Below are 22973 nucleotides of genomic sequence, written 5' to 3' on the forward strand. Positions count from 1 at the left end.
TCAATTTTCTAAGTAACTCTTTATTGTTGCTATTGCTGCTTCAATTTTCTCAATTTCTTGAGTTAATCCGCTAATATCTTTTTCCAGTTTCCCGATAGATTCTTCACTCCTTTCCTTTTTTTGTGAAGCCAGCTTGTATTTTTTATAATATTTATTATATTCGTTATCAATATTTACTGTTTCTTTAGATTTATTAGATAACTCATTTTCTTCGGCTTCTAATTCCTGCAATTCATTTTTAATTTCTTCAAATTCGTTCCGTAAATCTAGCAATTTTTGAAATGCTTTATTTTTAACTTTTTGTTGCTCTGATAACTGTTCAGCAAGCTTATTAGAATGGAATTGCAAAGTATTTACCATCTTTTCATCCAGTTTTTCATCCCGTTCTAACTGCTTTTCAGCATTTGCAAATAAATCGTCTAATTGAATCTCAGTATATCTCCATTGGAAATTATTCCTGGTAGCTTCACCGAAGAAACGACGAGCATCAGAAAGCTCTAAATCGAACTCTGGATTAGTAATCTTCTTGCGTTTCCAGTGTTCGTCATAATCGAGTCCTGTTGTTCCCCAAGGATTGCGGACTTTGATGTAGTGTATGTCCTTACCTTCTTTATTTTTGCGTGTTTCGGCTCCTACAACAGCATAGGCATGGGGTGAGGCTAATCCAGGAACAGTATCAACGTCTTCGCCACCGGAATGTCCTCTGCCCTTCTTCTCACCTTTCCAGTTGCGGGTGCCCGTTTCTACAAACTCTCCTCTATCAAGGATTTCCTTTATTTTATTAAAACCAGCAAGCGTACTTTCAGAATAATCCCCGCTGCCAACTGCTCCATCAAAATGTTTTTCATAATACTTCATTATGAGATCGGCAAAAGCTTGACTGACACCCGCTTTTTTGAGTAGCCATTTCATATCGTTATACTGGATGTCATATATCTTATACTTATCTTGCAGATCGCTAAGTTTTGAATCTAGAAAATTTTGCCATTTATCTAAATCTTTCGCGTACTCTGGGTCGCTCAGCTTAGGAATCTTTGTTTTTAAAGTAGAAAATTGCTGAACATTGACACTCTCAAACAATTCCTCTCTTTTAATTTCACGACCAGTGATACATTCATAGGGATCTAAACTTCCGGGAGCGATCGCTTGATAGGAACCGGCAAATTTTGCAAAAGCTTTTTCAAGCATAGCGGGCCAAAGTACCGTTCCAAAAGCACCTAGGCGCTTAGTTTGTTTTAATTTGTTAGCTCGCATATTCAAAGTAGGCAGAATTGCAGTATTTGCTTTCTTTAATACTGTCTTCCGCACTTCTACTTTCTCTTCATTTTTCTGCTTAGTACCTTGCTTGAAGCGGAAGAAACGCACCACCACAGTTTCATCTCGCTCCTCTATCATATCGAGAATCATATTTGGTTCGTGCATCGCTAGCTTGACCAGTGCTGCCATTAACATACAATCACCTATCCCTCCCTGGTTGACATCCTCTGGACGGACAGACTTCTGACCATTTTCATCTGTATGAAAAAGCGGGTCATCTTTAGGTTTTCCATGACCGACAACAGCAGTTCCATCAACTTTGAGCGAACCGATATCTGACTTGCGAACAAAAGCGTCTTGAATCGTTTGTCCACCCTTTAATTGAGCGCTAACATTAGCTTCTTCTTGCTGCTGCCCACTATCTTTATTTTTTTCTTTAGATTTAAATACAACTTTTACCCACTTAGGATTTTCCGTCTCAAACACTAGACATGGATATCCTGTATTCAATTTTCCAATTATTTCTGCTTCAGCATCTTTGGAGCTGTTGTATTGAACAGCATTTTCGCTATAGACAGATACATTCTTACTCACCTGACCTTCTAGAGCGGGATCTAACAGCACCCGCTGGATTATATTTGCATTAATTTGATTTACTACCGGCGCTGCTACGTCGTCTGCTTCCTGCTCGTATTTATCCCTTGATTCTCCGATAGCGAGCTTTTTTTGAATCGGTAATGGCGTGGTGCTGGCAGGAGATACGGATATATTGGCAAAATTATACCCAAAGCGCTTTGCTCTTTCCAGTTGAGTTTGTAAATTTAGCGTTTCTTGTGGTTCAGGCGATACTTGCTGTGGTGATTGAATAGCGAAAGGGCGAGGCTGGAACTGACTATTGATTGGTGCGGAGTCAGAATGCTGGATCGCATTTTTCTGGATATAGGTTCGGGTTTTCATCGCCAGCCTGTTATTTAGTTATTTTTCAATAATTATGCTTCGTTGATATCACATATTCTTGCTTGTTTCAAAAACCGTTAATAAATATAAATTTATTTCATCAGATGGAAATTGCGATCGCATTCCTATCATCTTCAATTTCTAATGCGATCGCTATCTTCCTACAGAAAAAGTAGATTATTTTTTCTAATTTTAGATAATTGAACAGCAAAATTCCCGAAAACTCTGCCAATAATTTAAGAATTTTGCTCTGAATGAATCGGTGCTAGCGATATTTCAGAACTAGCCATATTATTAATTTCTGGAATAGCAGATAAAACTGCCGAGATAAATTTTTGAAATAAACCTTTAAATTCTTCTGGTGCGATCGCATCCAGCATCCAATGATGAACTGCCACCAGCAGATCGCGATCGCCGACAACTGCGATCGCAAAACTCAGGCTAGAAACCTGTTCCGCATAAAATTGCCTGTGCAATAAAGCGTCTAAAAATTCTCGGCTTAGTTGACCGTGAACCGCTGCTAAAGGTGATAACAAAGTAAAAAACTCACCCGTTTTTGCCATTCTTATTTCTACCTGCAACTGTCCTCCCGACAACTTAACGATTGAAGGAGGAAAGGGGAGCGGAACCTTACAGCTACCCGATTCATCTAAAATTAATTTAGGTGAAGTATCTGGCTTACTTATTGCTGCTAAACCAGCATTTACATCGTCTTTCAGCAAAATTTTGACCTGAATAAAATATAGTTTTTCCTACTATTGACAGCAGAAAAAGCAAATTCAAATCATTAAGTAGAAACGCGATCGCTAATCGAACGAACCTACCTACCCCTATGCCTTCTAGAGTTATTACCCATTTGCTCTAATTCTGCTAACCTTTCGGGATCAATATTAGATAAAGCTTGGTTAGCTTGCTTGTCTTGGATATCTTCCCGTCCGCTTAAGTCTTCAGCAATTTTATCGCTAACAGCGGGAACATAATTCCCAACAAAACCATGTCCCTTAGTTTTACCCACGCTATGAACTGTTGATTTAGCGTGTCCTCCCGTACCAATAGCAGAGTCTATCCTGCTACCAATGTGGCTATAAGTCCCGACGGCAAAACTAACTGGGTCAAATCCACCCACATATAGGTCGGTTTTTAATATTGAAGACGGATGCTGTACAGCATTTCCGGCAAAAATTAATTGGATATAAGTATTCATATCCTCCTTAGCGCGATCGCTAGCCATCCTCTTAGCTGCTTCCTCTCGCGCCGCCGCCGCTAATATTTCTGGGTCTATACCTAGTCCCATATCATTTTCTTGATAGAACAGAGCAAAATCTTGATAGATTTTGAGAACTGCGGGGTCTTGTCTTGCTAATAATAGATATTCTTGTTTCAAAACTTCGTGTACATTTCTAACTGCATTGTCAGTTTTAATCGTTCCTCGGCTGTGAGCAGAAACAGTAACCCGTGTTTTGCGGCGCACCGCATCTAGCATGATTTCTTCCTGCTTCTCTGTTGCTTCGTCGTCAACTTGGACTTTTCCTTTGAGGCAGTCAATCAGATCGGCTACCACACCACCCCGTTGAGCACTATAGGTGTAAAGAACATCTATGGCATTCTGTCCTAATGCGGCATCGTCTTGAGCATCTAGCGCTTCGTTGACTGATTCTTGCAATGCTGCGGCGCTTAAAAGTCCCGATTTTGGCGCTACTTGCATACCATTGATATGAGTGACAGAGGGGTACCAATCTCCTAGAGAGACGGGTTGTGGATAGGGTGCTACGCGAGGTGCTTTGCCGTTAAAACCAGTCACCAAACCCATTGCGAAATAAACGACTTTCCCATTTCCTAATTGCGTGCGCTTAACCTCCTCAATTATCCGATTTGGCGATCGCCCTGACACTCGATATTGCTTGCTGTCAAAATCACTAAAATTGCTGCCTTTGCCAACACTTTGTTTCTCAGCAGAAAAAGCTCCACTTCGGCTTCTTCCTTCCGCTGGAGCCTGCTGGTCATTATCTTGAAGTTTCAGGCTAATTTCTGTCTGCTGTTCTATAACTTGGTCGCGCAAGCTAATAACGCCCGATCTTCTAGGATGCAGATCTGAGAATTTATCTAGACAGCGATCGATTGCCTCTAATAACTCACCCAGCAGAATGCTATCTGCACCTGCCTGTTGTACTTTCTTCAGTGCTTCATCAACTTTTTTTAGTTCGGATGGACGACGGGACAAGGAAACCGAAGTTGCTGCTTGAAACGCTTTCACTCCCATAATTTCTTTTGCTTGAATGAATGGCAGTTCCCCAGTCTGCGTATCATTCAATCTCATGATTTGAGAGCCAGGGGACAATTCAGATGATTTCTGTATTTGCCGCTGCACCTGACCCCCATTCTGCTGCACCACATGAGTTAACTCGTGCGCCAACAATTCTTGCCCCCCGCGGCTCCCGGGATTGTATTCCCCCTGCCGAAAAAAGATATCTTGACCCGTAGTGAAAGCTTTGGCTTGAATTGATTGATTTAGCTGGTGAGATTGGGCATCAGTATGGATTTTGACACTGCTGAAGTCTGCGCCAAATGCCTTTTCCATTGGTTCTCGGATGCTTTCTGAGAGGGATTGTCCGCTCCCTCTAGCTTGTTGGATGGATGTTTCCAGATCCGCTGTTGCAGCCATTCCATCCGCTCCAGACTGACGCTGCACTATTGGCTTCATCTGGAGTTCGTCTTCTTCATCGAGTTGGGGCGTATCTTGCCGCTGAATGCTGCCTTCTGGTTTCTGCTGGAGTTTTTCCTCCTCATCCAGTTGGGGCATTTCGTCTCGCTGGACAGTTTCACCCGAAGCTGACTGTTTAGGCGCAGGTGCGTTATTAATCTGACTCACGACTTGAGCCGCTACTCGATCTGCCTCTTGTTCGTACCGATCCCCTGGTTCTCCAATCGTCAGTTTTGCCTGAATTGGTTGGGCTGTCGATATTTGGCGGGGAGCAAATAGGTTGGGGATTTCCAATAAGTTAATGCCTTGGCGTTGCGTACTTTCTCTTTTCTGCTGCCAAAAGGCATCCATCTTTGCCTGTAATACCGTTAGTCGTTCCTGTCCCTCTGGCGTTATGCTGCCGTGTTTTGCCTGTATTTCTAGCCCGGTCGCCTCAAACTTATGCTGGTCAAATGCTTGATTTTCTATTTCCTGCTGGGTAGGAGGCAGCTGCGAATCAGGTTTTGGTTGGATTGCAAAAGGGCGCGACTGAATGCTGTGGCTGTTTTTCTGGCTAGAAGCGGGATTCCAAGAAGAAGATTTTCGTATTCTTTCGTAGGTCATCTCTCGCCTCTATTCCAGAATTGCAAAATAATATTTCTTTCTTGTCAATACTATCTTTAGTACCTTCTTTTAGCATAAATGTAATATTTTGTAACTAGAATAAAGCAAGCTAGGATAACCTAATTGAGATGTAAAGATAGAAAACTCACGGACATCAGAACGACTGACTGTTGCAGCGTTGCTGAATTTACGAATAATCTGGCACTCTGGAATAGAGGTTTTAATTATTTTGTTGATTGGCATTTGAAAAGCCTCGCACCCGAAATCAAAACGCGATCGCATCGCTTCATCCCACACTCAACCATCCACAAATCTCAGGATTATCGTGACTCTAGCAAAAGGACCCAGTTTAATCAGTAAAGATCGGGCGATCTCTCTATTAGAAGAAGTTATTAAACAGTCGGAAGCAGAGGAGGTATTTGTCAGTCTCAGCACTGGTGAAGAATCCCTCAGCCGCTTCTCGGAAAATCAAATTAGCCAAAATATTACTAGCACTCAGTTTAAGCTCACCATCACCAGTTACTTCGGACGCAAGAGTGCCTCTAGTTCTACGACAGATTTAGATTCAGATGCGATCGCATCCGCCATCAAACGCTCGGAAGAACTCGCCCGTTTTGCCCCAGAAGATCCGGAGTGGGTGCCACTGCTAGAACCTCAAGTTTACGAAGATCGCATCCCAGCCTTCGATGAGGTAACGGCAACCCTTTCACCGCTAGCACGAGGCGAAATTATCCAGCGTGTGTGTGCCATGAGTGCGAAGGCAGGAGTGGATGGTTCGGGAACGTTGAGTACAGAGATGAACTTATATGCGATCGCGAATTCGCGGGGACTACGCGCTTGCAATCAAACTACAGAGGCAGATTTCAGCTTTACCTCTCGCATTGGGGATGGTTCCTCGTGGTCTAATCGCTCCGCTTGGGCGCTTGAACAGTTGCCAATTGAGGAATTAACCCAGCAGCTAATTGAGCGGGCAATCAAGTCGCGCCAACCCCGCGAAGTCCATCCTGGCGCGTATCCAGTTGTCTTTGATGGAGCCGCTTTTGCTGCTTTGCTCCCTTGGATCGTCTGGAATTTGGATGCACGCGCAGCAGATGAAGGGCGGTCGTTTATGTCTCGCACTGATGAGTCAGGCAAACCCGCGGGCAACCGTTTAGGCGAAGCAATGTTTAGCCCCATCGTGCAAGTACAGCGAAATGCCGCTCATCCTCTGTTGCAGTTAGGCACTTTCTTTGGCGATGGATTAAGCAATGACTACAAAGAAGTCATTCAGGACGGCATCCCCCAAACGCTTTCCTACAGCCGCTACTGGGCGGCACAGCAGGGCAAAAAGCCGACAGGCGCGATGTATCCAATTGTGATGACTGGCTCAGATCGAAGTCTAGCTGACCTAATCGCCCAGACAGAGCGAGGAATTTTGGTGAGTCGGGCTTGGTACGTGCGCTATGTGAATCCTCGGTCATTAGTCGTAACGGGAATGAGTCGTGATGGCACCTTCTGGATCGAGGATGGTCAAATTGCTTACCCGATTAAAAACTTGCGCTTTAACCAGAGTTTGCCTGAAATGCTGCGGGATGTGGATGCTCTGAGTACAGTCCAACGCTATGGCAGCAGTGTTGTGCCTGGGGTGCGAGTGGGGGCGTTTAATTTTAGCAGCGTGACTGACAGCGTTTGATTTATAGGGGTTCTGGGCAGCAGTTTAGAAGCCAAAAAAAGCAGCCAGAGGAATAACGCGCGATCGCAAAGTATATCGTGCCGATGATTCGGTTCCTTGTGTTTGTCAGCTAAATGTCCGCTAAACCATCAATATCAACCGTTTCTAGTTAATATTGAAATTCGCAGACATTCTATCAAAGCCGAGTTTCAATTTGACCTTGTCCCACCTCAATTTTTATGACCCCGAACAGCGCCCCTGGCCCAATTCCCGTCTCGATTGTGCCAGTATCATTGGGCATACTACTCCCACTAGCACCCGCCTGTGGTTCCGGGCGTCTTCTCCTGGAGATTACTGGCTAGTATTTTCTCGCCATCGAATTCCTACCAATGGCACTCCGGAGATAATCAACGACGAAAAAGGGCATTGGTTGCGATTAACCTCTCCAAGTACTTCCCAAGAAATTTATAGCGTTACTCTTGTCCCACTCCAACTTAATCAAGAGCATGACTTAACAGGTGTAGTAGACCTAAAAAATCTCCAACCCGATACTCGCTATTATTACGCTTTATTTCACTTGGATAGAGAAAAACCCTGGGAACTGGGCAACGAACAAAACCTGTCATTTCAAACCTTTCCAGAACATCCCACAGAGGTGAATTTTGGGATGTTCAGTTGCCATATGCCTTACGACGAGCATCAGCTCCTCAATTTGGAAATGTGGGATAAATTTAAGCAAGAATTATTGGATACAAATGCAAATTTTTTGATAGGTACTGGCGACCAAGTATATGTGGATGGAGAAGGAAATAAACAATTAAATATCTGGAGCTGGTTGAAGAAGAACAAAAAACAAAACCCTTCTAAAACCGATATGATTTCCTGGTATCGAGATATCTATCGGGGTTATTGGGGCATCCCCCAGGTGCAACAACTTTTTCAAACTTTTCCCACCTATATGATATGGGATGACCATGAAATTATGGATGGCTGGGGTTCTTATACACCCAATGAATTAGCCGCACAGCTAGATACTTCATGGCAGTTGCGAAATACTCAAGAACATTTGCGGCTAGCAAATGAAATGTTTGAGGCTGCTAAGCAAGTTTATCAAGAATACGAACATTCTCATAATCCTCCTACAGATACCAGTATTGATCAATTTGACTATCAGTTCAATTGTGGATTCTGTAGTTTTTATGTATTAGATATGAGGGGAAATCATGATTATAATCGGCAAGAGCTGCGTCTTTTAGGTGCCGAGCAGTGGAAACGTTTTGACGGTTGGCTAAATTCCCAATATGATTCTGAATCCCGCGTTTTATTTATTGTGTCGCCAGTTCCAGTCGTTCATTTTAAGAGCTTTGCTGTTAATAATTTAGACATCCCCTATTGGAAGTACACTGATGATTTACGAGATCATTGGGATCATAAATCTAATTGGGCAGAACGAGATCAACTATTAAATAAGGTTTTTGAGGTTTCCCAAAAAACCAAGAAACCTATTGTATTTTTGAGCGGAGATGTACACATGGGAGCTGCTTTCAAGTTATCCCACGAGCAATCTCCATCGGCTAAAGTGTTTCAGCTTACTTCTAGCGGTATCGCCTATGCATCTTTAAGTAAATTTGCTATGAACATATTACAAAAGATAGTCATTGATGAAAATTTTATTGAAAGTAATGAAACTAAAAGTCCCTACAAAATAGAAAAAATATATGTATGTACTAAAAATAATTTTAGCTTGCTTCATGTAAAACAACTTGCCGATGGAGAGTTATCTATTATTTTTGATTTGTTTAGTAGTGACTACGGAAATAAAACTTTTGATAGAGAAAGAATCGAGTTAAACAAGGTTTCATAGAAGTAGCGAATTGTTAAAATTAACGCCGTGGTTTAGCGTTTCCAAAACATTCTGGAGACGCTAAAAGACTGTTGTTGAGACACAAGGATAAAAATAATTAAAGGAAAAGAAGGTTAGCTTTATCTGAAAAGGATTGGTTTTCGATATCATTACATCAACGACATTTTCCATCAGATAGATATGTTTGAAGAATTATTTACAACCCCTACCGAGACTAATCTTGACTTAGCGATCGCTCGTCGTCCCCGGAAGGGAGTCATTATTGGTGCAGGTCAGGTAGGAATGGCTTGCGCTTACTCAATCCTGATTCAAAACACCTTGGATGAAATGGTGATTGTTGATGTTAATCGAGAAAAGCTAGAAGGGGAAGTCATGGATTTAGTCCACGGGCTACCCTTTGTCGAACCCAGCCTAGTACGCGCGGGAACCCTAGAAGATGGGGAAAATGCCGATATTGTAATTGTCACAGCAGGAGCAAAACAAAAGCCTGGAGAAAATCGGTTAAGTTTGGTGCAGCGCAACATCGAAATCTTTAAAAATTTGATTCCAGAAATCGTGAGATGTTCTCCAGGAGCGATTCTCTTAATTGTCTCGAATCCAGTAGATATCATGACCTATGTTTCCTGGAAGCTTTCTGGGTTGCCGAGTTCTAGTGTGATTGGTTCGGGCACGGTGTTAGATACAGCTCGTTTTCGCTATCTGTTAGCCCAAAAGTTACAAGTTGACCCGCGTAGTTTGCACGCATACATTATTGGGGAACATGGAGACAGTGAAGTTCCCGTTTGGAGCAAAGCCAATATTGCGGGAATGAATTTATTAGATGTTCATGACAATAATGATTTAACGAAAACTGCACAAATTGACGAGATTTTTCAACAGGTCAAGAACGCCGCCTATGAGATTATCCAACGCAAAGGAGCAACTTGCTACGCGATTGGTTTAGGGGTTACTCAGATTGTGCAAGCAATTTTACGCAATCAAAACCGAGTTTTGACTGTTAGTAGTTTGATAAATGGTCTTCACGGAATTAATGATGTTTGTCTGAGTTTGCCTGCGGTCGTAAATCGTCAGGGTGTTACCAGGGTTCTGAATTTCTCTTTGACCCCTACAGAGTCAGAACAATTGCAACGATCTAGTCAAATCCTGCGCCAAACGATTCAGCAAGTCAACCTTTAATCTCTCAGCTATCAGTTTAAGAGGATATTTGAAAAGTAGTATAGCCATCTTAAATCGAATGGCACTGACATAAGAGCCTTGAGATAAATCCCTCACCTTAAAGCTTTTAACCTGTTTTCACAGGTTGAAAGCTTTTGTTCTGGCAGTATTTTAGTCAGTTTTAACTGACCTTAGCTCTTAGCCCAAACTTTAGTTTAGGGTTTTAGTTCAGGGCTTAAGTCAGCGCCATTCATCTTAAATCATTCATGAAATCTTCCATCTCTCTTCTTTCCCTTCCTTAGCGCTATGCAGTGCGAAGGCGCGAGCTGAGCGCCATACAGCCCCACTACGAGATCGCCAACGCGATTAATTCTGACAACCCTTGAGGATTGCTCGATGAGCCTATCGTAGGGGCGGCTACCGCATAAGTCGCCCAAATGCAGAAAAGGCAGTACCGACTGGATGGTGCCATAACCGACTTCTCAGACATCCTCTGGGTGGGTAGAGTCACTTGAGAGAGCAAATGTGTTGAATGCAATGTGTTTAGGGAACTGCATTGCGTCTCCACTGGTTGAAGAGCGGCACTGCTATGGCTTAGTAAGTATATTTACTTAGCCGTTTGTTCGTGATGAGCAATTTTCCCTCCAACAACTTGCTAAAACTACCTCAACCCTAGATGAAACTTTCTGGGTGCATATTCCATCTTTGGGATCAACTGAAGTATACACAAAGAAAGATGGGCATTTTGTCAAATTATTGTTATCTTTCGTAATAACAGGGAAATGGTTAGACGGTTCAGCGATGTTCAGCCCTTACCCTGTGAGTGCTTCAGCGATTGATAAACATACACTCTCTCTAAAGTCGGAGCTTACCATGAACCAACCTATCGAACTGTCTCTCGAACAACAATTCAGCATCCGTTCCTTTGAAAGCCAAGTGGAGAATATGAGCCGCGAACAAGCTCAGCACTTCTTGGTCAAACTCTATGAACAAATGGTGATGCGCGAAGCTACATACAAGCATCTTCTGAAGCACCAATGGGGCTTAGAGCCAAATCCTCAGGAATAGAGTATCCGTGTCGCAGTGGGCGACCTCCGTCTCTTGCTTTGTTCCTCAGGGGAAAGAAGCTGGGGGTGCTGGGGCGTCAACTTCAGTTTCAAGAACGTTGAGTTTTAGGAAATTGCTTACGGTTGGAAGCGTTGTCTATTTAAATATCCGAAGGACAAAGATAATATCTTGTAGTAAGGAAGCGTGTTTAAGTAGATGAACGTAGACCAAGATTTCTCGGTTGGCGTGTCAAGCTTGCTGAATTGGTACCGATTTTTCAGAGTTTTGACATGAAGTTGAATAGTTTATGACAAGTTTGGCAGTACTGGCATAAGCGAAATTGGTTTTTTGAGTTTAGGTTTTCGTACTACAAAAATTTTCATACTACAAAAATAAATGCGACAGCTTGATCGCTGTGCAGACATGAGCGAAAGCGAGAACCGCTAGCGAATAGACGCTTTGCAGGCACTCCTGCGGGCATAGGCGACGCGATCGCAATCAAGTGTAAAATTAAAAATAATCAAGCGCGAGTCTATTGGACTCTGCATGAACTCCTGACTCTCTTGCCCTAACTCAGCACCCAGACTAGCCTGAGATATCCGAAGAATAATCTCCGGTCTGAACAGATTCCAGCTTCATCAAAATCTTGGGCTTTAGCTTCTCAAACTCTTGCTTGAGCAGACTTTTACTCATTTGGGGCTGAGCCACTGAGGGTAAGGTTTGGCTTGTATTTGCCCACTCTTGCAACATTTGGCGTTGGACCGGGGCAATTGTGGAAATCATTACATTCGCGCACCGATGCGGTTCTTCTAAAGCAAAGAACAAAATCCGGTAAATCCCGTTTTCTCCCAGTTGTCGCACAATATCCTGACCCATAGAAGTTTTTAGATCCAGGTAGCAACTGAGCCAGCGAGGGCCTTGTTCGCGGTTGTGCAGGGCGGTAATCCACAGCAGCATAGGATGAGGAGACATCAAAAACAGAAACTGATTGTAACGAGTGCTGATCAGGCGATTCTGAATTTCCGGTTTGTGAAGCATGACCCACAGGGTAGGTAAAACTTCGCGGCTAGTGCGAAGTAGATGGGGAAATACAATCTCTGCAATTGGTTTGTTTTTAGGCCAGGAAGTTAAGCGGCAGACTTCATCGGCTGTCGGGGCGTTCTTAGGTTTGGGATCGGCTACGACGGGCAGTTTAGATAAAACTTCTCCAATCCGCTGACCTAATTGCCGACCTTGACCAAAACGTTGCTCCAATGGCTCTAATGCTTGCAACACTTGAGCCGCATTTTGGGGGCGATCGCTAGGGACTTTTGCCAAACAGCTCATCACTAAGCTTTCTAAAGATTTTGGCAATTTTAGATCGGGATTAACCGAATCAAAAGTTCTTGGGGGGATAAAGTGATGAGCTTTATACCAGCCGCCAAACGAGTGAGTCTCTGCCATCAAGGGCATCTCAGCCGTCAGCATCTCAAACATCATTACGCCCAGACTATAAATGTCAGAGCGTTTATCCAGTTCTCTGCCCTCCATTTGTTCTGGAGAACAATAAGCTAAAGTGCCCATAAACGAGTTAGTCTGAGCGATGTCGGACTGGAGCAGCTTGGCGATGCCAAAATCCAGAATCTTGACTAACTCGCCTAAAGTCGTATCTTGAACGACTGTAATATTACTAGGCTTTATATCCCGATGAATAATCGGACAGACTTCACCATCTATGAGGATGCCCTGGTGAGCGCATTGTAGCCCTAAACAAATTTGGCGAGTGATATTCAAAAATCGGGGCAAGGACAGGGGCCGGTCTTTGAGAACCTCGCTCAGACTCTCCCCTTGGAGAAATTCCATGACGTAGAACGGGATTTCGTTCTCGTCCACGCCATAATCCCTGACTCGGACAATGTGAATACTTTTTTCTCCCAAAACAGCGCAGATGGTTGCTTCTCGCTCAAAGCGATCGCGCATTTTTTGGTTTAGTAGCGTCTGAGAGAGGAACTTAACCGCGACGGTGACACCTCCCAGTAACATATCCCTGGCTTGATACACTCGACCCATTGCGCCTTTGCCTACCAACCCTAAGAGTTGATAGCGATTGGCGAGTAAGCGATCGGTGTTGGGGTCTGTCATCATAATTTGGCTCCTAAAATCGGGAGCATTTGTAATATTTAACTATAGGGAACTATTAACTTTATCTCAAAGGATGAAGTCTTATGTCTTCAAGATGGAGTTTTAAGCCTTCAAGCGAAAACAGATATTGAGTTCCACGCAAGAAACCGGAAAGACCAGTAAACGTTCTTTCCTACTTCATACCTCTTACTTTATATTTCCCAAATTCCGCTTCATATTTCACACTTTATACTTCTTACTGACCATCTAGAGCCTGAAGCTGAATTTCTAGAGCGATCAAGAATATGATTGTGGCTGACGCTCCATCGTTGCTTCCATCGTGCTAGTCAAATAATGACCCGCCATGATGCCACTAGAAAGGTAGTAGGTATTCTCATTGAGACGGTGCAAGGTATCGAAACCAGTGCGCCGCTGACGATCGCCTAATACCCAGTAACGCTGAACGATCGAATCTGGCGTAACCCAGCCCTCGCCCTCAACACGACCTAAAAGATTGTGCTGTAGTACATAGGTATATTGGCGTTCCCCAGCATCAAATCGCCCACGATATTGTAAAGAAATTTCCTCGCGGGCGCTGCCTGGAAAGCTCAGCTTTGTCACCATTGTGAACCAGTTTTCTCGACCCCAGGCCACTAATGTTCTGCCACTCACGGTGATTGGCATCTCGTGACGCTCCAGCCAATTTCCTTGGAGCGTCCATCGTCCTGCCTCCATTAAAAAGGTGTGACCCACGGTTGTCACCTTGCTGCCTGCTTGAAACGCCGCCTTTAAACGATTCTTCCCTTCCAGGATGAATATTCAAGGCGACAAGTAAGTTTAGTATAACCGGAGTCTTGGGACGTAAAGTGGAATACGCTTGTGCGGCTTTATCCCAAAATCAAACTAAGGAATCTTTTATAATTCTAGTCCCTCGATCCCCAGGACAGTTTATCAATGTTATCTGTGATATCGAAAGATTTTCAGGTGAAATCCGGCCTTATATTCCGGCTCTTCTACTCCTAGACACCTCTGCACCTCGGTTCTTCGGTTCCGGAAGTATCGCGGGAACGAAAGATTGAGACTTTGAAGAGTCTGCAATCTTCAAAGCAGAATGAGTCCAAGCATCATTGGACAAAGGCCCTTCGGATACTTTAAATTCAAATGGATGAGGGGGGTCTTGAACAAGCGACAGGGAACCCCGATCGTGCGCTTTCACCAAGCTGACGACCCAAGGTAGAAAGTCTAAGATTTCCTCTGGTAGTACAGTTAACTCGAAGTACCAACCCTGATTAAGTCCTCGACATTCTCTTCCCCATTGTGCCGTTGTAACTCTACCAGCGCTCTTATTAATCGCCACTCGTAGAAGAAATGGGCGTTGAGGAATTAACTTGTCTGGTGCAGTGTATGCGTAAATACTTATATAGTTCACTTGGCTCCGATTGTCTATCCAAGATGCAATCGGAAAATTACTACTATAGGAACTTCCAGTAACTCTCACTGGCACATTCATAGCAGTAGCAAAGAGAGAATAAAACTCACGCCTTAGGTCAGCGATAATACGTATTGCTTCTGGGGTCATGCTTGCTAAAATTTGTAGAGAAAAATACAAGAAATGGCTCTATTTCAAAACTTGTGATGGTGATGCCTTTAAATTTTGCTTTAAAGCCTCACCAGCTTTTGAAATAGAGCCTAAGCAAAGATCGCTTGATAGCAAGCTGTTAAACGCTCTTGAGGCTGCGTTGTGCTGAAGAATGTTACAGATGAAGTTATTAATCTGTCTTAAACTCGATTTTCGGACGGTAAGACTTAATAGCGGAAACGCTTCTTACGCCTTCTCGCGATCGCTTTGCGCTTGCGTTTTTCCAAAGGAGTCTCAAAGTGACGTTGCCGTCTTATATCTGGAAAAATCCCTGCTTTAGAGACTTGACGCTTAAATCGGCGCAGGGCTGACTCAATGCCTTCATTTTCGCCTACAACTACTTGGGTCATCCGGTGTCCTCCTAAACTATTTGATTAATTGCATTAGTAGCGTCGATAGCCGCCACCACCACCGCCGCCGCCGCCACCGCCACCGCCTCTATTGTTGCCGCCCCAGCCACCACCAGGACGACCTCCGCCTCCTTTATCCTCACGAGGCTTAGCTTTGTTCACTTTTAGCTCTCGTCCCATCCACTCAGCGCCGTTGAGAGCTTCAATGGCGGCAGTTTCTTCAGTTTCTGTATCCATTTCCACAAAAGCAAAACCACGCATCCGACCTGTCTCGCGATCGGTTGGCAACTGAACCCGCTTAACGGTTCCATACTCAGCAAAAACATTGCTGAGGTCGTCTTGCGTAACTTCGTAGGATAGGTTGCCTACATAGATTGACATGGAATGTCTCCAGAATCAAAAAAGTGGTGTAGAGAGTTAGATCCGGAGAAACTGCCTGTCAGTAGAAATAACAAACACTACAGCCGAATATAAGTCTATGTTTAAGGATTTTAACACACCATTTAGTCCCTGACTCTGAAGCCGATCGTAGATGCCATGTTGTGCTGACCAGTCAAAACAATTCTATTTTGGCTGCTGCGATACCAGTAAAGGGGCGGCTTGTAGCAACGTCTGGGTGTAGGGGTGCTGGGGATTCGTAAAAATCTCGTGGGTTGAGCCGAGTTCGACAATACGACCGGCATTCATAACTGCAATGCGATCGCACAAAAATCTTGCCACAGAGAGGTCGTGAGTAATAAACAAATACGTTAAATCGAATTCCCGCTTTAACTCTAACATTAACTCCAGTACTTGTGTCTGGACGCTAGCATCTAGCATACTCACCGGCTCATCGCAGATTAGCAGTTTGGGTCGAGTAATCAAAGCACGAGCGATCGCAACCCGTTGCTGCTGTCCCCCCGACAAATCCGAGGGATACCGCTGATAATACTCGCTTGTAGGTGTTAAGCCCACTCGCTCTAGCATCTGCATTACCTGCACTTTCGCCTCATCGGGGCTAGCCAGTTTGTGGATAAACAGGGGATCGGCAATACTTTCACCGACTGTCATCAGCGGATTGAGACAAGCATGGGGATCTTGAAACACCATTTGCATTTGCCGTCGCGATGCCCTCACGGCTTTAGTAGACATCTGGGCTAAATCCTGTCCCAGAAACTCAACGCTTCCTCTCGTTGGGCGAATTAACTGCAAGATCGTCCGGGACAAGGTACTTTTGCCGCATCCAGATTCTCCCACTAAGCCTAAAATTTCCCCCGGATAAAGTTCCAAGTTGATATCATCTACCGCTTTAATAACGGGGACATTTTTGGAAAGAAACTGTCCGATGAAATTGCTCTCTAAGGTATAGTACTGCTGCAAATTTTTGATTCGCAGGAGGGGGATTGGTAATGAATGATTGCTCTTCGGCTCCTCAACTTCCGTGTCATATTTCCTGATGTGAAAAGCCGCGTCTAAAAGCGATCGCGTATATTCGTGTTGCGGTTGCCGAAAGATAGACTGGGGTGAGCCAGTTTCTACCATCTTCCCGGCATACATCACCGCAATGCGATCGCAATACTCTCCCACCATTGCCAAATCGTGAGAAATCAGCAACAGTGCCATCTCCCTTTCCCGGCACAGTCGCGTCAATTCTTGTAAAATCTGTGCGGCTACGGTTACGTCCAAACTGGTCGTAGGTTCATCTGCCACAATTAGCTTTGGGTTGAGAAGCAAAGCCAGCGCGATCGCGACTCGTTGCCGCATTCCTCCACTAAACTCGTGAGGATACTGCGACCATCGACTTGCCGGGATCTTCACCGCATCCAAGGTTTCGAGTACCTTTTCCTTCATCTGCTGCCGTGACAGATGAGGTTGATGACTCTGAAGCGTTTCCAGACAGTGCTTCCCAATCGTCATCAGGGGATCGAGGCGCGTCATCGGATCTTGAAACACCAGCGCCACCGCTTCCCCCCGAAACCGCCGTAACTGTGCCGGAGTCAGATCGAACACGGAATTCCCAGCAAACGTCACCCGCCCCTCAACGCGAGACGAAGCTGGTAACAAGCGCATCGCCGCCCTTCCCAGAGTTGATTTACCGCAGCCCGATTCTCCCACTAATCCCAGTTTCTCTCCAGGTTCTAAAGTGAAAGAGACATCATCCACTGCCCAAGAAGGCATAGCAGTAGATCGACGGCTGGGATAAGCAACCCGCAGATTTTCTACACAAAACAGGCTCTCAGTCATTCGGTAACGGGGAATAAGGAATGGGTGATGAACAATTAGTAATCCAACAAGGTCGCAATTTCCGCTATTTTGTGACGCCTACTTGCCGCATCAGATAGGCGACACCAAAATCTCCATTCGGATGTTTTGCTAACTGTTCCGCCAGCTCAAACACACGCGCTGCCAATTCGGGACCGAGTTTTTCCATTGTGGCTTCACGTTCTTTCTCGGATTGTTGCTGTTTTTCCACCTTGATCTGCCATTCACTGGAAAACAGCTGCTCAATCGTCGTGTGCAACCCTAATTGAGATAGTACCTCCCACTCCCCGCGATCGCACCAAATCCCACTACAATTCAGGCAACGCTCTACATAAAACGGCGTTTTCAGCCTTACCTTGGCGCGAGATAAATAACGACCGCACTCCGGACACAGTGCTGCTTTGGTATCAAAGGGAGACTGCACAAAATCCACATTTAGGATTTGAGCGATAGATTCCGGATCTGCGGGAGTCAGTTCCGGTTGCTGTGCTTGCCATGCTTCGTATTCTCCAGAGGGAATCCAGGTTCCCTTGCAATCGGTGCAGTGTTTTACAGCTAAATTTCCCGCCAGGGTGCCATCGAGTAGCGATACACTCTTACATTTTGGACAGTTCACCAGTTTTTCTTCCTCTCCTAGTTTAATTTTTTATTAATTTACTCTGTTTTTTCGGACATCTTGCACTTGCACCAGGACAGCGACTCCTGCGATCCCTTGCTGTCAAAGCGGGTGGGTTTATCAAGGCAATCTGCGAGATACCAGAGAAAGCCGGTGAAATCCGCTCCTATATTTCTCCCTGGCTTTCCCGATCTCCGTCTGCTTGCAGGAGGGCTTGACAGTAGCCAATCAGGGTTGATAAGCGATCGCTTATCGCCGCTTGTCGAGGATTAGCGGTTGCCGAACGGCGAGACGCCTGCAAAAATGTCATATCCATCTCTAAAAGTCGCAGCGCTCGATAGATTTCCGTCTGGAAAGACCTCCACCGAGGCTCAATCTCTGGGTCTAATTCATCACCCGTCAAACTGGTAATTTGCTGTGCAAAAACTTGTTTGACGTGTTGAAATTTTTCACCGATCCCTTCTTGTTCTTGATTAGCGGCTGTCATTGTATGCAGCAGCTGTTCTAGAGCTGTCAAAAGTTCCTGATAACGTTGTTGGTAAGACTGAGGCAACATTGGCACGTTGTTCCGCTAGAATCAATGTAAAGAATTTTGTCTATTCAACAAGGCAATTGCTAAGCACCAGCTAACTGGTGTAGGCTTGCAATCTTCAAGCAAGCTTTAGGTAAGGGCAAGAGCGATACGTCGCACCGGAAGCGCGACGCGCAGTAAGCGTAGGCATTAGCCAAGCGGTATCTTGGTGGATCGCTCTATTTCTGACAATATTCTTACCCTCGACCCTTGACAATTGAAAATCCAAAATTCAGCGAACCTAGGGACTCTTCAATGCAGACCCTAGGAGATGCCCTTTTAGCCTCTAGACAAAATCATTTTCCACGTCAGCACAACTCCTCGCTATTTTTACTCTTTATGCTCGACCTGCTCAACACTATGAACTCACAAGCTCCAACTTCTACAATTAGTTGTGTCATTCCTGACTGGCTACAGGAATGTTTGATTGCACGCCATGAGGACAATCAAACCACCAAACAGCCCACAACGTCCGAAGGGGGAAGTGTCAAAGTTTTCCCAACGCCTGCGGAGGCTGATTTAATCTGTCGCGCCTTTGAATTTGCTTACCAGTTACACGAAGGTCAGACTCGTAAATCCGGGGAAGCTTACATCTGTCACCCGGTCGCCGTTGCTGGTCTTTTACGAGACCTAGGCGGCGGCGCTGCCATGATTGCGGCTGGCTTTCTGCACGATGTGGTAGAAGATACGCCCGTCACCCTCGACGAAATCGAACAGCGGTTTGGCTCAGAAGTGCGGCTGCTGGTAGACGGTGTCACCAAACTTTCTAAATTTTCAGAAACCTTTTCCAGCAAGACCGAACGCCAAGCTGAGAACTTCCGTCGAATGTTTCTGGCAATGGCTCAAGATATTCGGGTAATTGTGGTGAAGCTAGCCGACCGGCTGCATAATATGCGGACGCTAGAACACCTGCCTGATGCCAAACGGCGGCGAATTGCCCAGGAAACGCGAGAAATCTTCGCACCGCTGGCAAATCGCTTGGGGATCGGACGATTTAAGTGGGAACTGGAAGATTTGACGTTTAAGTATCTCGAACCCGAAGCCTACCGGCAAATACAAGAGTTGGTGGCAGAAAAACGGGCAGACAGAGAGATTCGATTAGCGAACGTCAAAGAAATTCTGCGGCAGGGACTCGCCTCATCTAGTATTACCTGCCTTGACATCAGCGGGCGTCCCAAGCATTTGTATGGGATTTACCAGAAGATGCAGCGGCAACAGAAGGAATTTCACGAAATCTACGATTTGGCAGCAATTCGGATGATTGTCCAGACGAATGAAGAATGCTACCGCGCCTTAGCTGTCGTTCACGATGCCTTCCGACCGATCCCCGGTCGGTTTAAAGACTACATTGGTTTACCTAAGCCCAACCGCTATCAGTCTCTGCATACGGTAGTTCTCGGAATTACGGGTCGTCCCTTAGAGGTGCAAATTCGGACTTTGGAAATGCATCACATTGCCGAGTACGGGATTGCGGCTCATTGGAAATATAAGGAAACGGGGAATTCCAACCGTACCCAAATGACCGCAACCGATGAGAAGTTTACCTGGCTGCGGCAGCTCTTGGAATGGCAAAGCGATCTCAAGGATGCTCAGGAATATCTGGAAAACGTCAAAGACAACTTATTTGACGATGATGTTTATGTGTTTACGCCCCAAGGGGATGTGGTGCCTCTAACTGGGGGTAGCACTCCCGTCGATTTCGCTTACCGGATTCATACAGAAGTAGGGAATCACTGTGCGGGGGCGCGGGTCAACGGACGGATGGTGACGCTGGACACGCTGCTGAGGAATGGAGACATTGTTGAAATTATCACTCAGAAAAATAGCCGTCCCAGTTTAGATTGGCTGAATTTTGTGGTGACAACTGGGGCGAAAAACCGGATTCGTCAATGGTACAAGCGATCGCATCGGGATGAAAATATTACTCGCGGTCGAGAACTCCTAGAAAAAGAATTGGGCAAAAGTGGCTTTGAATCTCTGCTGAAGTCAACCCCCATGCAGTCGGTCGCCGAACGATGTAATTACCACAGCGTCGATGATTTATTGGCTGCTCTGGGTTACGGGGAAGTCACTCTCAACCTGGTAGTCAATCGCATTCGAGAAGCCGTGAAAGCAACTCAAACGATTGCGACTGCCCCCGACCCAATAAAAGATTTTGCAGCGGCTGTTGCACTTCCAACCTCGAAAAGCCCCATCCCAGCTCCCAGCACCAAAACGCCTATCGCTGGTGTGGAAGGGTTACTGTATCATCGTGCTGGATGTTGCGGGCCGCTCCCCGGTGAAGCGATTATTGGTGCAGTCACACGCGATCGCGGAATTTCCATTCACCGCCAAGGGTGCAATAATGTGGCGAATGTCCTAGGCGATCGCTTAGTCCCCGTTAGCTGGAACCCCACCGACTCAAGCGGACGTCCTCAAACCTATCAAGTTAGCATTCAAATTGAAGTGCTTGACCGCGTCGGAGTCTTTAACGATATCCTGTCCCGTTTAAGCGATGACAATATTAATGTGCGGGGTGCAGGCGTGAAAACATCAGACGGGCGACCGGCAATCATCGACCTATGCATTGATATCCGCGATCTCCAACAACTGGAGCGGTGTTTTACCCAAATTCGCCAAATCAGCGACGTTCTCAATTTACGTCGCTTCGGTCAAGGATGTGAATAGAGATACTGCGGTGATTCGTCATTCGCCACTGGTAATAGACTCATACAGTGGGCGAATGACAACGACTCTCCGCTGATCACAACGGACTAATGACTAATGACTAATGACATAAAACGCTCTGCCTGTCTCATCTTTAATCCAGTTGCCGGTCAAAGCGATCCCGATCAAGATTTGGCAAAAATCCGGGCACTTTTAGAGCCGGAAATTGACCTAGATATTTATCTGACAACGCCTGAAATTGACGCTGCTCAACTGGCAAGAGAAGCAGTGGAACGCGGTGCCAGTACCATCATTGCCTCTGGTGGTGACGGTACCCTCTCAGCCGCCGCCGATGCCTTGGTGGGGACGAACATTCCAATGGGCGTGATTTCAAGAGGAACCGCAAATGCCCTGGCGTCTGCTTTAGGGCTACCGGATACGATAGAGGCCGCCTGCGAGACAATTTTGGGAGGTATAACGCGGGTCGTGGATGCCGCCTACTGCAACGGCAAACCGATGATATTACTCGCGGGGATTGGTTTTGAGGCAGAAGCCGTCGAACGGGCGGACAGAGAGACGAAGAACCGCTTGGGGATGATGGCATACATCCTGGCAGGAATTCAACAGTTGCGGCAGTTCAACACGTTTGAGGTTGAGATTGAGACGGAAGACAAAATCGTGAAACTAACCGCTGCTGCTGTAACAATTGCCAATGCTGCACCCCCCACATCCATTTTGGCTCAAGGTCCGGCGGGCATTCTTTTTGATGATGGGTTGCTCGATTTAACCGTCGTGGCACCGAGTAATGTTGCCGGAGCGATCGCTGCCTCCTATCATTTACTTCAAACTGCCCTAAGCGGCAGTGCCACAGAACGAGATGACATCGGCTATCTGCGAGCCAGACGGATTCAGGTACGAACCAATCCACTGCAAAAAGTTGTCGTAGATGGGGAAATTATCGGCACCACTCCGATTGATGTCGAGTGCATTCCTGGCGGCCTAACGCTCTTAGTCCCCCTTCTCGAAGAATTGCCAGTTACAGAAAAACTTGAAGGTTTACCCAGTGTAATCATCGAGTCCAAGCAAGACTTAATTCCGCCTGAAGAGGTTGATTAGTCTGTCATTCGTCACGATAGCGGTTCTCGCTTTGTTGCAATATATCCTCGTAACCTCACCCTAAAGCCCTCATCGAAAAGCAGTGAAGGGTTTGGGGTGGGGTTAAACTCTTAAGAGCTTTGAGGAGCATGGGTTTGAGGAACGAAACTCATCATTGACGAGGGTTTGATGTTAACGAAACGCGCTCTACCTATCCTCCAAATCATTAACTTTGTCTGTTAGGGCAGTCGTAACCAACCAAGGACTCGTAACTAAACGCTAAAAACGACTCACAAGTGAGCGATCGCCAGCGCCAACGAATATGCTTTCTTAAATAGACTTAATCGGAAATAGAGTAGTTTAGAAGTGAAGGGTTGTTGCTCGAAGACCGAGGTGTTTACGATGTTGAGCTACGGCGCTATCCACAATAAACCTCATGTGTTTCAAAGCTTGACTGGACTCAAAGTAGAAGAATTTGAG

The 22973-nt window shown here is 45.5% G+C and carries 19 protein-coding genes; 7 read left to right on the forward strand and 12 right to left on the reverse strand.

The annotated features are described in order from the left end of the window. The 3 genes from NC996_RS18275 to NC996_RS18285 form a co-directional block, all read right to left on the reverse strand. Positions 1 to 2214: a C2 family cysteine protease gene (locus NC996_RS18275; RefSeq protein WP_190686491.1), complete on the reverse strand. Its 2214-nt coding sequence runs from the start codon at positions 2212 to 2214 to the stop codon at positions 1 to 3. Positions 2215 to 2450: 236 nt separating this feature from the next. Continuing rightward, positions 2451 to 2936 (reverse strand): type III secretion system chaperone, encoded by a 486-nt coding sequence (locus NC996_RS18280; protein WP_190686494.1) that lies wholly within the window; start codon positions 2934 to 2936, stop codon positions 2451 to 2453. A 98-nt stretch (positions 2937 to 3034) separates the two neighbouring features. Next, complete coding sequence (locus NC996_RS18285) at positions 3035 to 5518, reverse strand: DUF4157 domain-containing protein (protein ID WP_242037586.1); 2484 nt, start codon at positions 5516 to 5518, stop codon at positions 3035 to 3037. A gap of 325 nt (positions 5519 to 5843) precedes the next feature. Here NC996_RS18285 and NC996_RS18290 point away from each other — a divergent pair, with 325 nt between their 5' ends. The 3 genes from NC996_RS18290 (at position 5844) to NC996_RS18300 (ending at position 10209) form a co-directional block, all read left to right on the forward strand. Next, positions 5844 to 7190: a metallopeptidase TldD-related protein gene (locus NC996_RS18290; protein ID WP_190686497.1), complete on the forward strand. Its 1347-nt coding sequence runs from the start codon at positions 5844 to 5846 to the stop codon at positions 7188 to 7190. Positions 7191 to 7599: 409 nt separating this feature from the next. Beyond that, entirely contained in the window at positions 7600 to 9033 is a 1434-nt protein-coding gene (locus NC996_RS18295) for an alkaline phosphatase D family protein (RefSeq protein WP_190686500.1), read from the forward strand. 180 nt (positions 9034 to 9213) lie between these two features. Further along, the gene (locus NC996_RS18300; RefSeq protein ID WP_190437067.1) at positions 9214 to 10209 is read left to right on the forward strand and encodes an L-lactate dehydrogenase; all 996 of its coding nucleotides are present in this window, start codon (positions 9214 to 9216) and stop codon (positions 10207 to 10209) included. A gap of 325 nt (positions 10210 to 10534) precedes the next feature. Here the strand turns inward: NC996_RS18300 and NC996_RS18305 are convergent, their stop codons facing one another. After that, positions 10535 to 10660 carry a hypothetical protein gene (locus NC996_RS18305; RefSeq protein WP_277879754.1) on the reverse strand — a complete coding sequence of 42 codons (126 nt, stop codon included), beginning with the start codon at positions 10658 to 10660 and terminating at the stop codon, positions 10535 to 10537. Positions 10661 to 11061: 401 nt separating this feature from the next. Here NC996_RS18305 and NC996_RS18310 point away from each other — a divergent pair, with 401 nt between their 5' ends. Continuing rightward, the gene (locus tag NC996_RS18310; protein ID WP_190412666.1) at positions 11062 to 11256 is read left to right on the forward strand and encodes an NblA/ycf18 family protein; all 195 of its coding nucleotides are present in this window, start codon (positions 11062 to 11064) and stop codon (positions 11254 to 11256) included. Positions 11257 to 11820: 564 nt separating this feature from the next. Here the strand turns inward: NC996_RS18310 and NC996_RS18315 are convergent. The 3 genes from NC996_RS18315 to NC996_RS18325 form a co-directional block, all read right to left on the reverse strand. After that, positions 11821 to 13359, reverse strand: a complete 1539-nt coding sequence (locus NC996_RS18315; RefSeq protein WP_190412665.1) for a serine/threonine-protein kinase — start codon at positions 13357 to 13359, stop codon at positions 11821 to 11823. 273 nt (positions 13360 to 13632) lie between these two features. Then, positions 13633 to 14088, reverse strand: coding sequence for a hypothetical protein (locus NC996_RS18320; RefSeq protein ID WP_190412887.1), 456 nt, complete (start codon positions 14086 to 14088; stop codon positions 13633 to 13635). A gap of 244 nt (positions 14089 to 14332) precedes the next feature. After that, entirely contained in the window at positions 14333 to 14914 is a 582-nt protein-coding gene (locus tag NC996_RS18325) for a hypothetical protein (protein WP_199300607.1), read from the reverse strand. Between NC996_RS18325 and NC996_RS18330 the strand changes: the two genes are divergently transcribed. Then, positions 14913 to 15083: a hypothetical protein gene (locus tag NC996_RS18330; protein WP_190437060.1), complete on the forward strand. Its 171-nt coding sequence runs from the start codon at positions 14913 to 14915 to the stop codon at positions 15081 to 15083. The genes NC996_RS18325 and NC996_RS18330 overlap by 2 nt on opposite strands. 58 nt (positions 15084 to 15141) lie before the next feature. Here NC996_RS18330 and rpsU read toward each other — a convergent pair whose 3' ends face one another. From rpsU to patD, 5 genes are all read right to left on the reverse strand, one after another. Continuing rightward, positions 15142 to 15324: a 30S ribosomal protein S21 gene (rpsU, locus tag NC996_RS18335; RefSeq protein ID WP_190412664.1), complete on the reverse strand. Its 183-nt coding sequence runs from the start codon at positions 15322 to 15324 to the stop codon at positions 15142 to 15144. A gap of 33 nt (positions 15325 to 15357) precedes the next feature. Next, entirely contained in the window at positions 15358 to 15705 is a 348-nt protein-coding gene (locus tag NC996_RS18340) for an RNA-binding protein (protein WP_190412663.1), read from the reverse strand. Between the two features lie 183 nt (positions 15706 to 15888). Beyond that, a complete protein-coding gene (locus tag NC996_RS18345) occupies positions 15889 to 17547 on the reverse strand; it encodes an ABC transporter ATP-binding protein (protein ID WP_190686503.1) in 1659 nt (552 codons plus the stop codon). Positions 17548 to 17611: 64 nt separating this feature from the next. Next, on the reverse strand, positions 17612 to 18181 hold the full coding sequence (locus tag NC996_RS18350; protein ID WP_190686506.1) for a zf-TFIIB domain-containing protein: 570 nt from the start codon (positions 18179 to 18181) through the stop codon (positions 17612 to 17614). Positions 18182 to 18347: 166 nt separating this feature from the next. Beyond that, complete coding sequence (gene patD / locus NC996_RS18355; RefSeq protein ID WP_190412660.1) at positions 18348 to 18737, reverse strand: heterocyst frequency control protein PatD; 390 nt, start codon at positions 18735 to 18737, stop codon at positions 18348 to 18350. Positions 18738 to 19112: 375 nt separating this feature from the next. Between patD and NC996_RS18360 the strand changes: the two genes are divergently transcribed. Then, positions 19113 to 21419, forward strand: a complete 2307-nt coding sequence (locus NC996_RS18360) for a bifunctional (p)ppGpp synthetase/guanosine-3',5'-bis(diphosphate) 3'-pyrophosphohydrolase (protein ID WP_190686509.1) — start codon at positions 19113 to 19115, stop codon at positions 21417 to 21419. 108 nt (positions 21420 to 21527) lie between these two features. Beyond that, positions 21528 to 22514 (forward strand): YegS/Rv2252/BmrU family lipid kinase, encoded by a 987-nt coding sequence (locus NC996_RS18365; protein WP_190412886.1) that lies wholly within the window; start codon positions 21528 to 21530, stop codon positions 22512 to 22514. Positions 22515 to 22973 lie beyond the last annotated feature (459 nt).

The sequence above is a fragment of the Trichocoleus sp. ST-U2 genome (assembly GCF_039961875.1).
Taxonomy (GTDB): Bacteria; Cyanobacteriota; Cyanobacteriia; order Cyanobacteriales; family FACHB-T130; genus FACHB-T130.

Excerpts from the sequence above, each read along its gene's own strand:
- NC996_RS18275 (WP_190686491.1), bottom strand. The coding sequence starts at position 2,214 with ATGAAAACCCGAACCTATATCCAGAAAAATGCGATCCAGCATTCTGAC.
- NC996_RS18285 (WP_242037586.1), bottom strand. The coding sequence starts at position 5,518 with ATGACCTACGAAAGAATACGAAAATCTTCTTCTTGGAATCCCGCTTCT.
- NC996_RS18300 (WP_190437067.1), top strand. The coding sequence starts at position 9,214 with ATGTTTGAAGAATTATTTACAACCCCTACCGAGACTAATCTTGACTTA.
- NC996_RS18305 (WP_277879754.1), bottom strand. The coding sequence starts at position 10,660 with ATGGCACCATCCAGTCGGTACTGCCTTTTCTGCATTTGGGCGACTTAT.
- NC996_RS18310 (WP_190412666.1), top strand. The coding sequence starts at position 11,062 with ATGAACCAACCTATCGAACTGTCTCTCGAACAACAATTCAGCATCCGT.
- NC996_RS18315 (WP_190412665.1), bottom strand. The coding sequence starts at position 13,359 with ATGATGACAGACCCCAACACCGATCGCTTACTCGCCAATCGCTATCAA.
- NC996_RS18330 (WP_190437060.1), top strand. The coding sequence starts at position 14,913 with ATGCTTGCTAAAATTTGTAGAGAAAAATACAAGAAATGGCTCTATTTC.
- NC996_RS18325 (WP_199300607.1), bottom strand. The coding sequence starts at position 14,914 with ATGACCCCAGAAGCAATACGTATTATCGCTGACCTAAGGCGTGAGTTT.
- rpsU (WP_190412664.1), bottom strand. The coding sequence starts at position 15,324 with ATGACCCAAGTAGTTGTAGGCGAAAATGAAGGCATTGAGTCAGCCCTG.
- NC996_RS18340 (WP_190412663.1), bottom strand. The coding sequence starts at position 15,705 with ATGTCAATCTATGTAGGCAACCTATCCTACGAAGTTACGCAAGACGAC.
- NC996_RS18345 (WP_190686503.1), bottom strand. The coding sequence starts at position 17,547 with ATGACTGAGAGCCTGTTTTGTGTAGAAAATCTGCGGGTTGCTTATCCC.
- patD (WP_190412660.1), bottom strand. The coding sequence starts at position 18,737 with ATGTTGCCTCAGTCTTACCAACAACGTTATCAGGAACTTTTGACAGCT.
- NC996_RS18360 (WP_190686509.1), top strand. The coding sequence starts at position 19,113 with ATGAACTCACAAGCTCCAACTTCTACAATTAGTTGTGTCATTCCTGAC.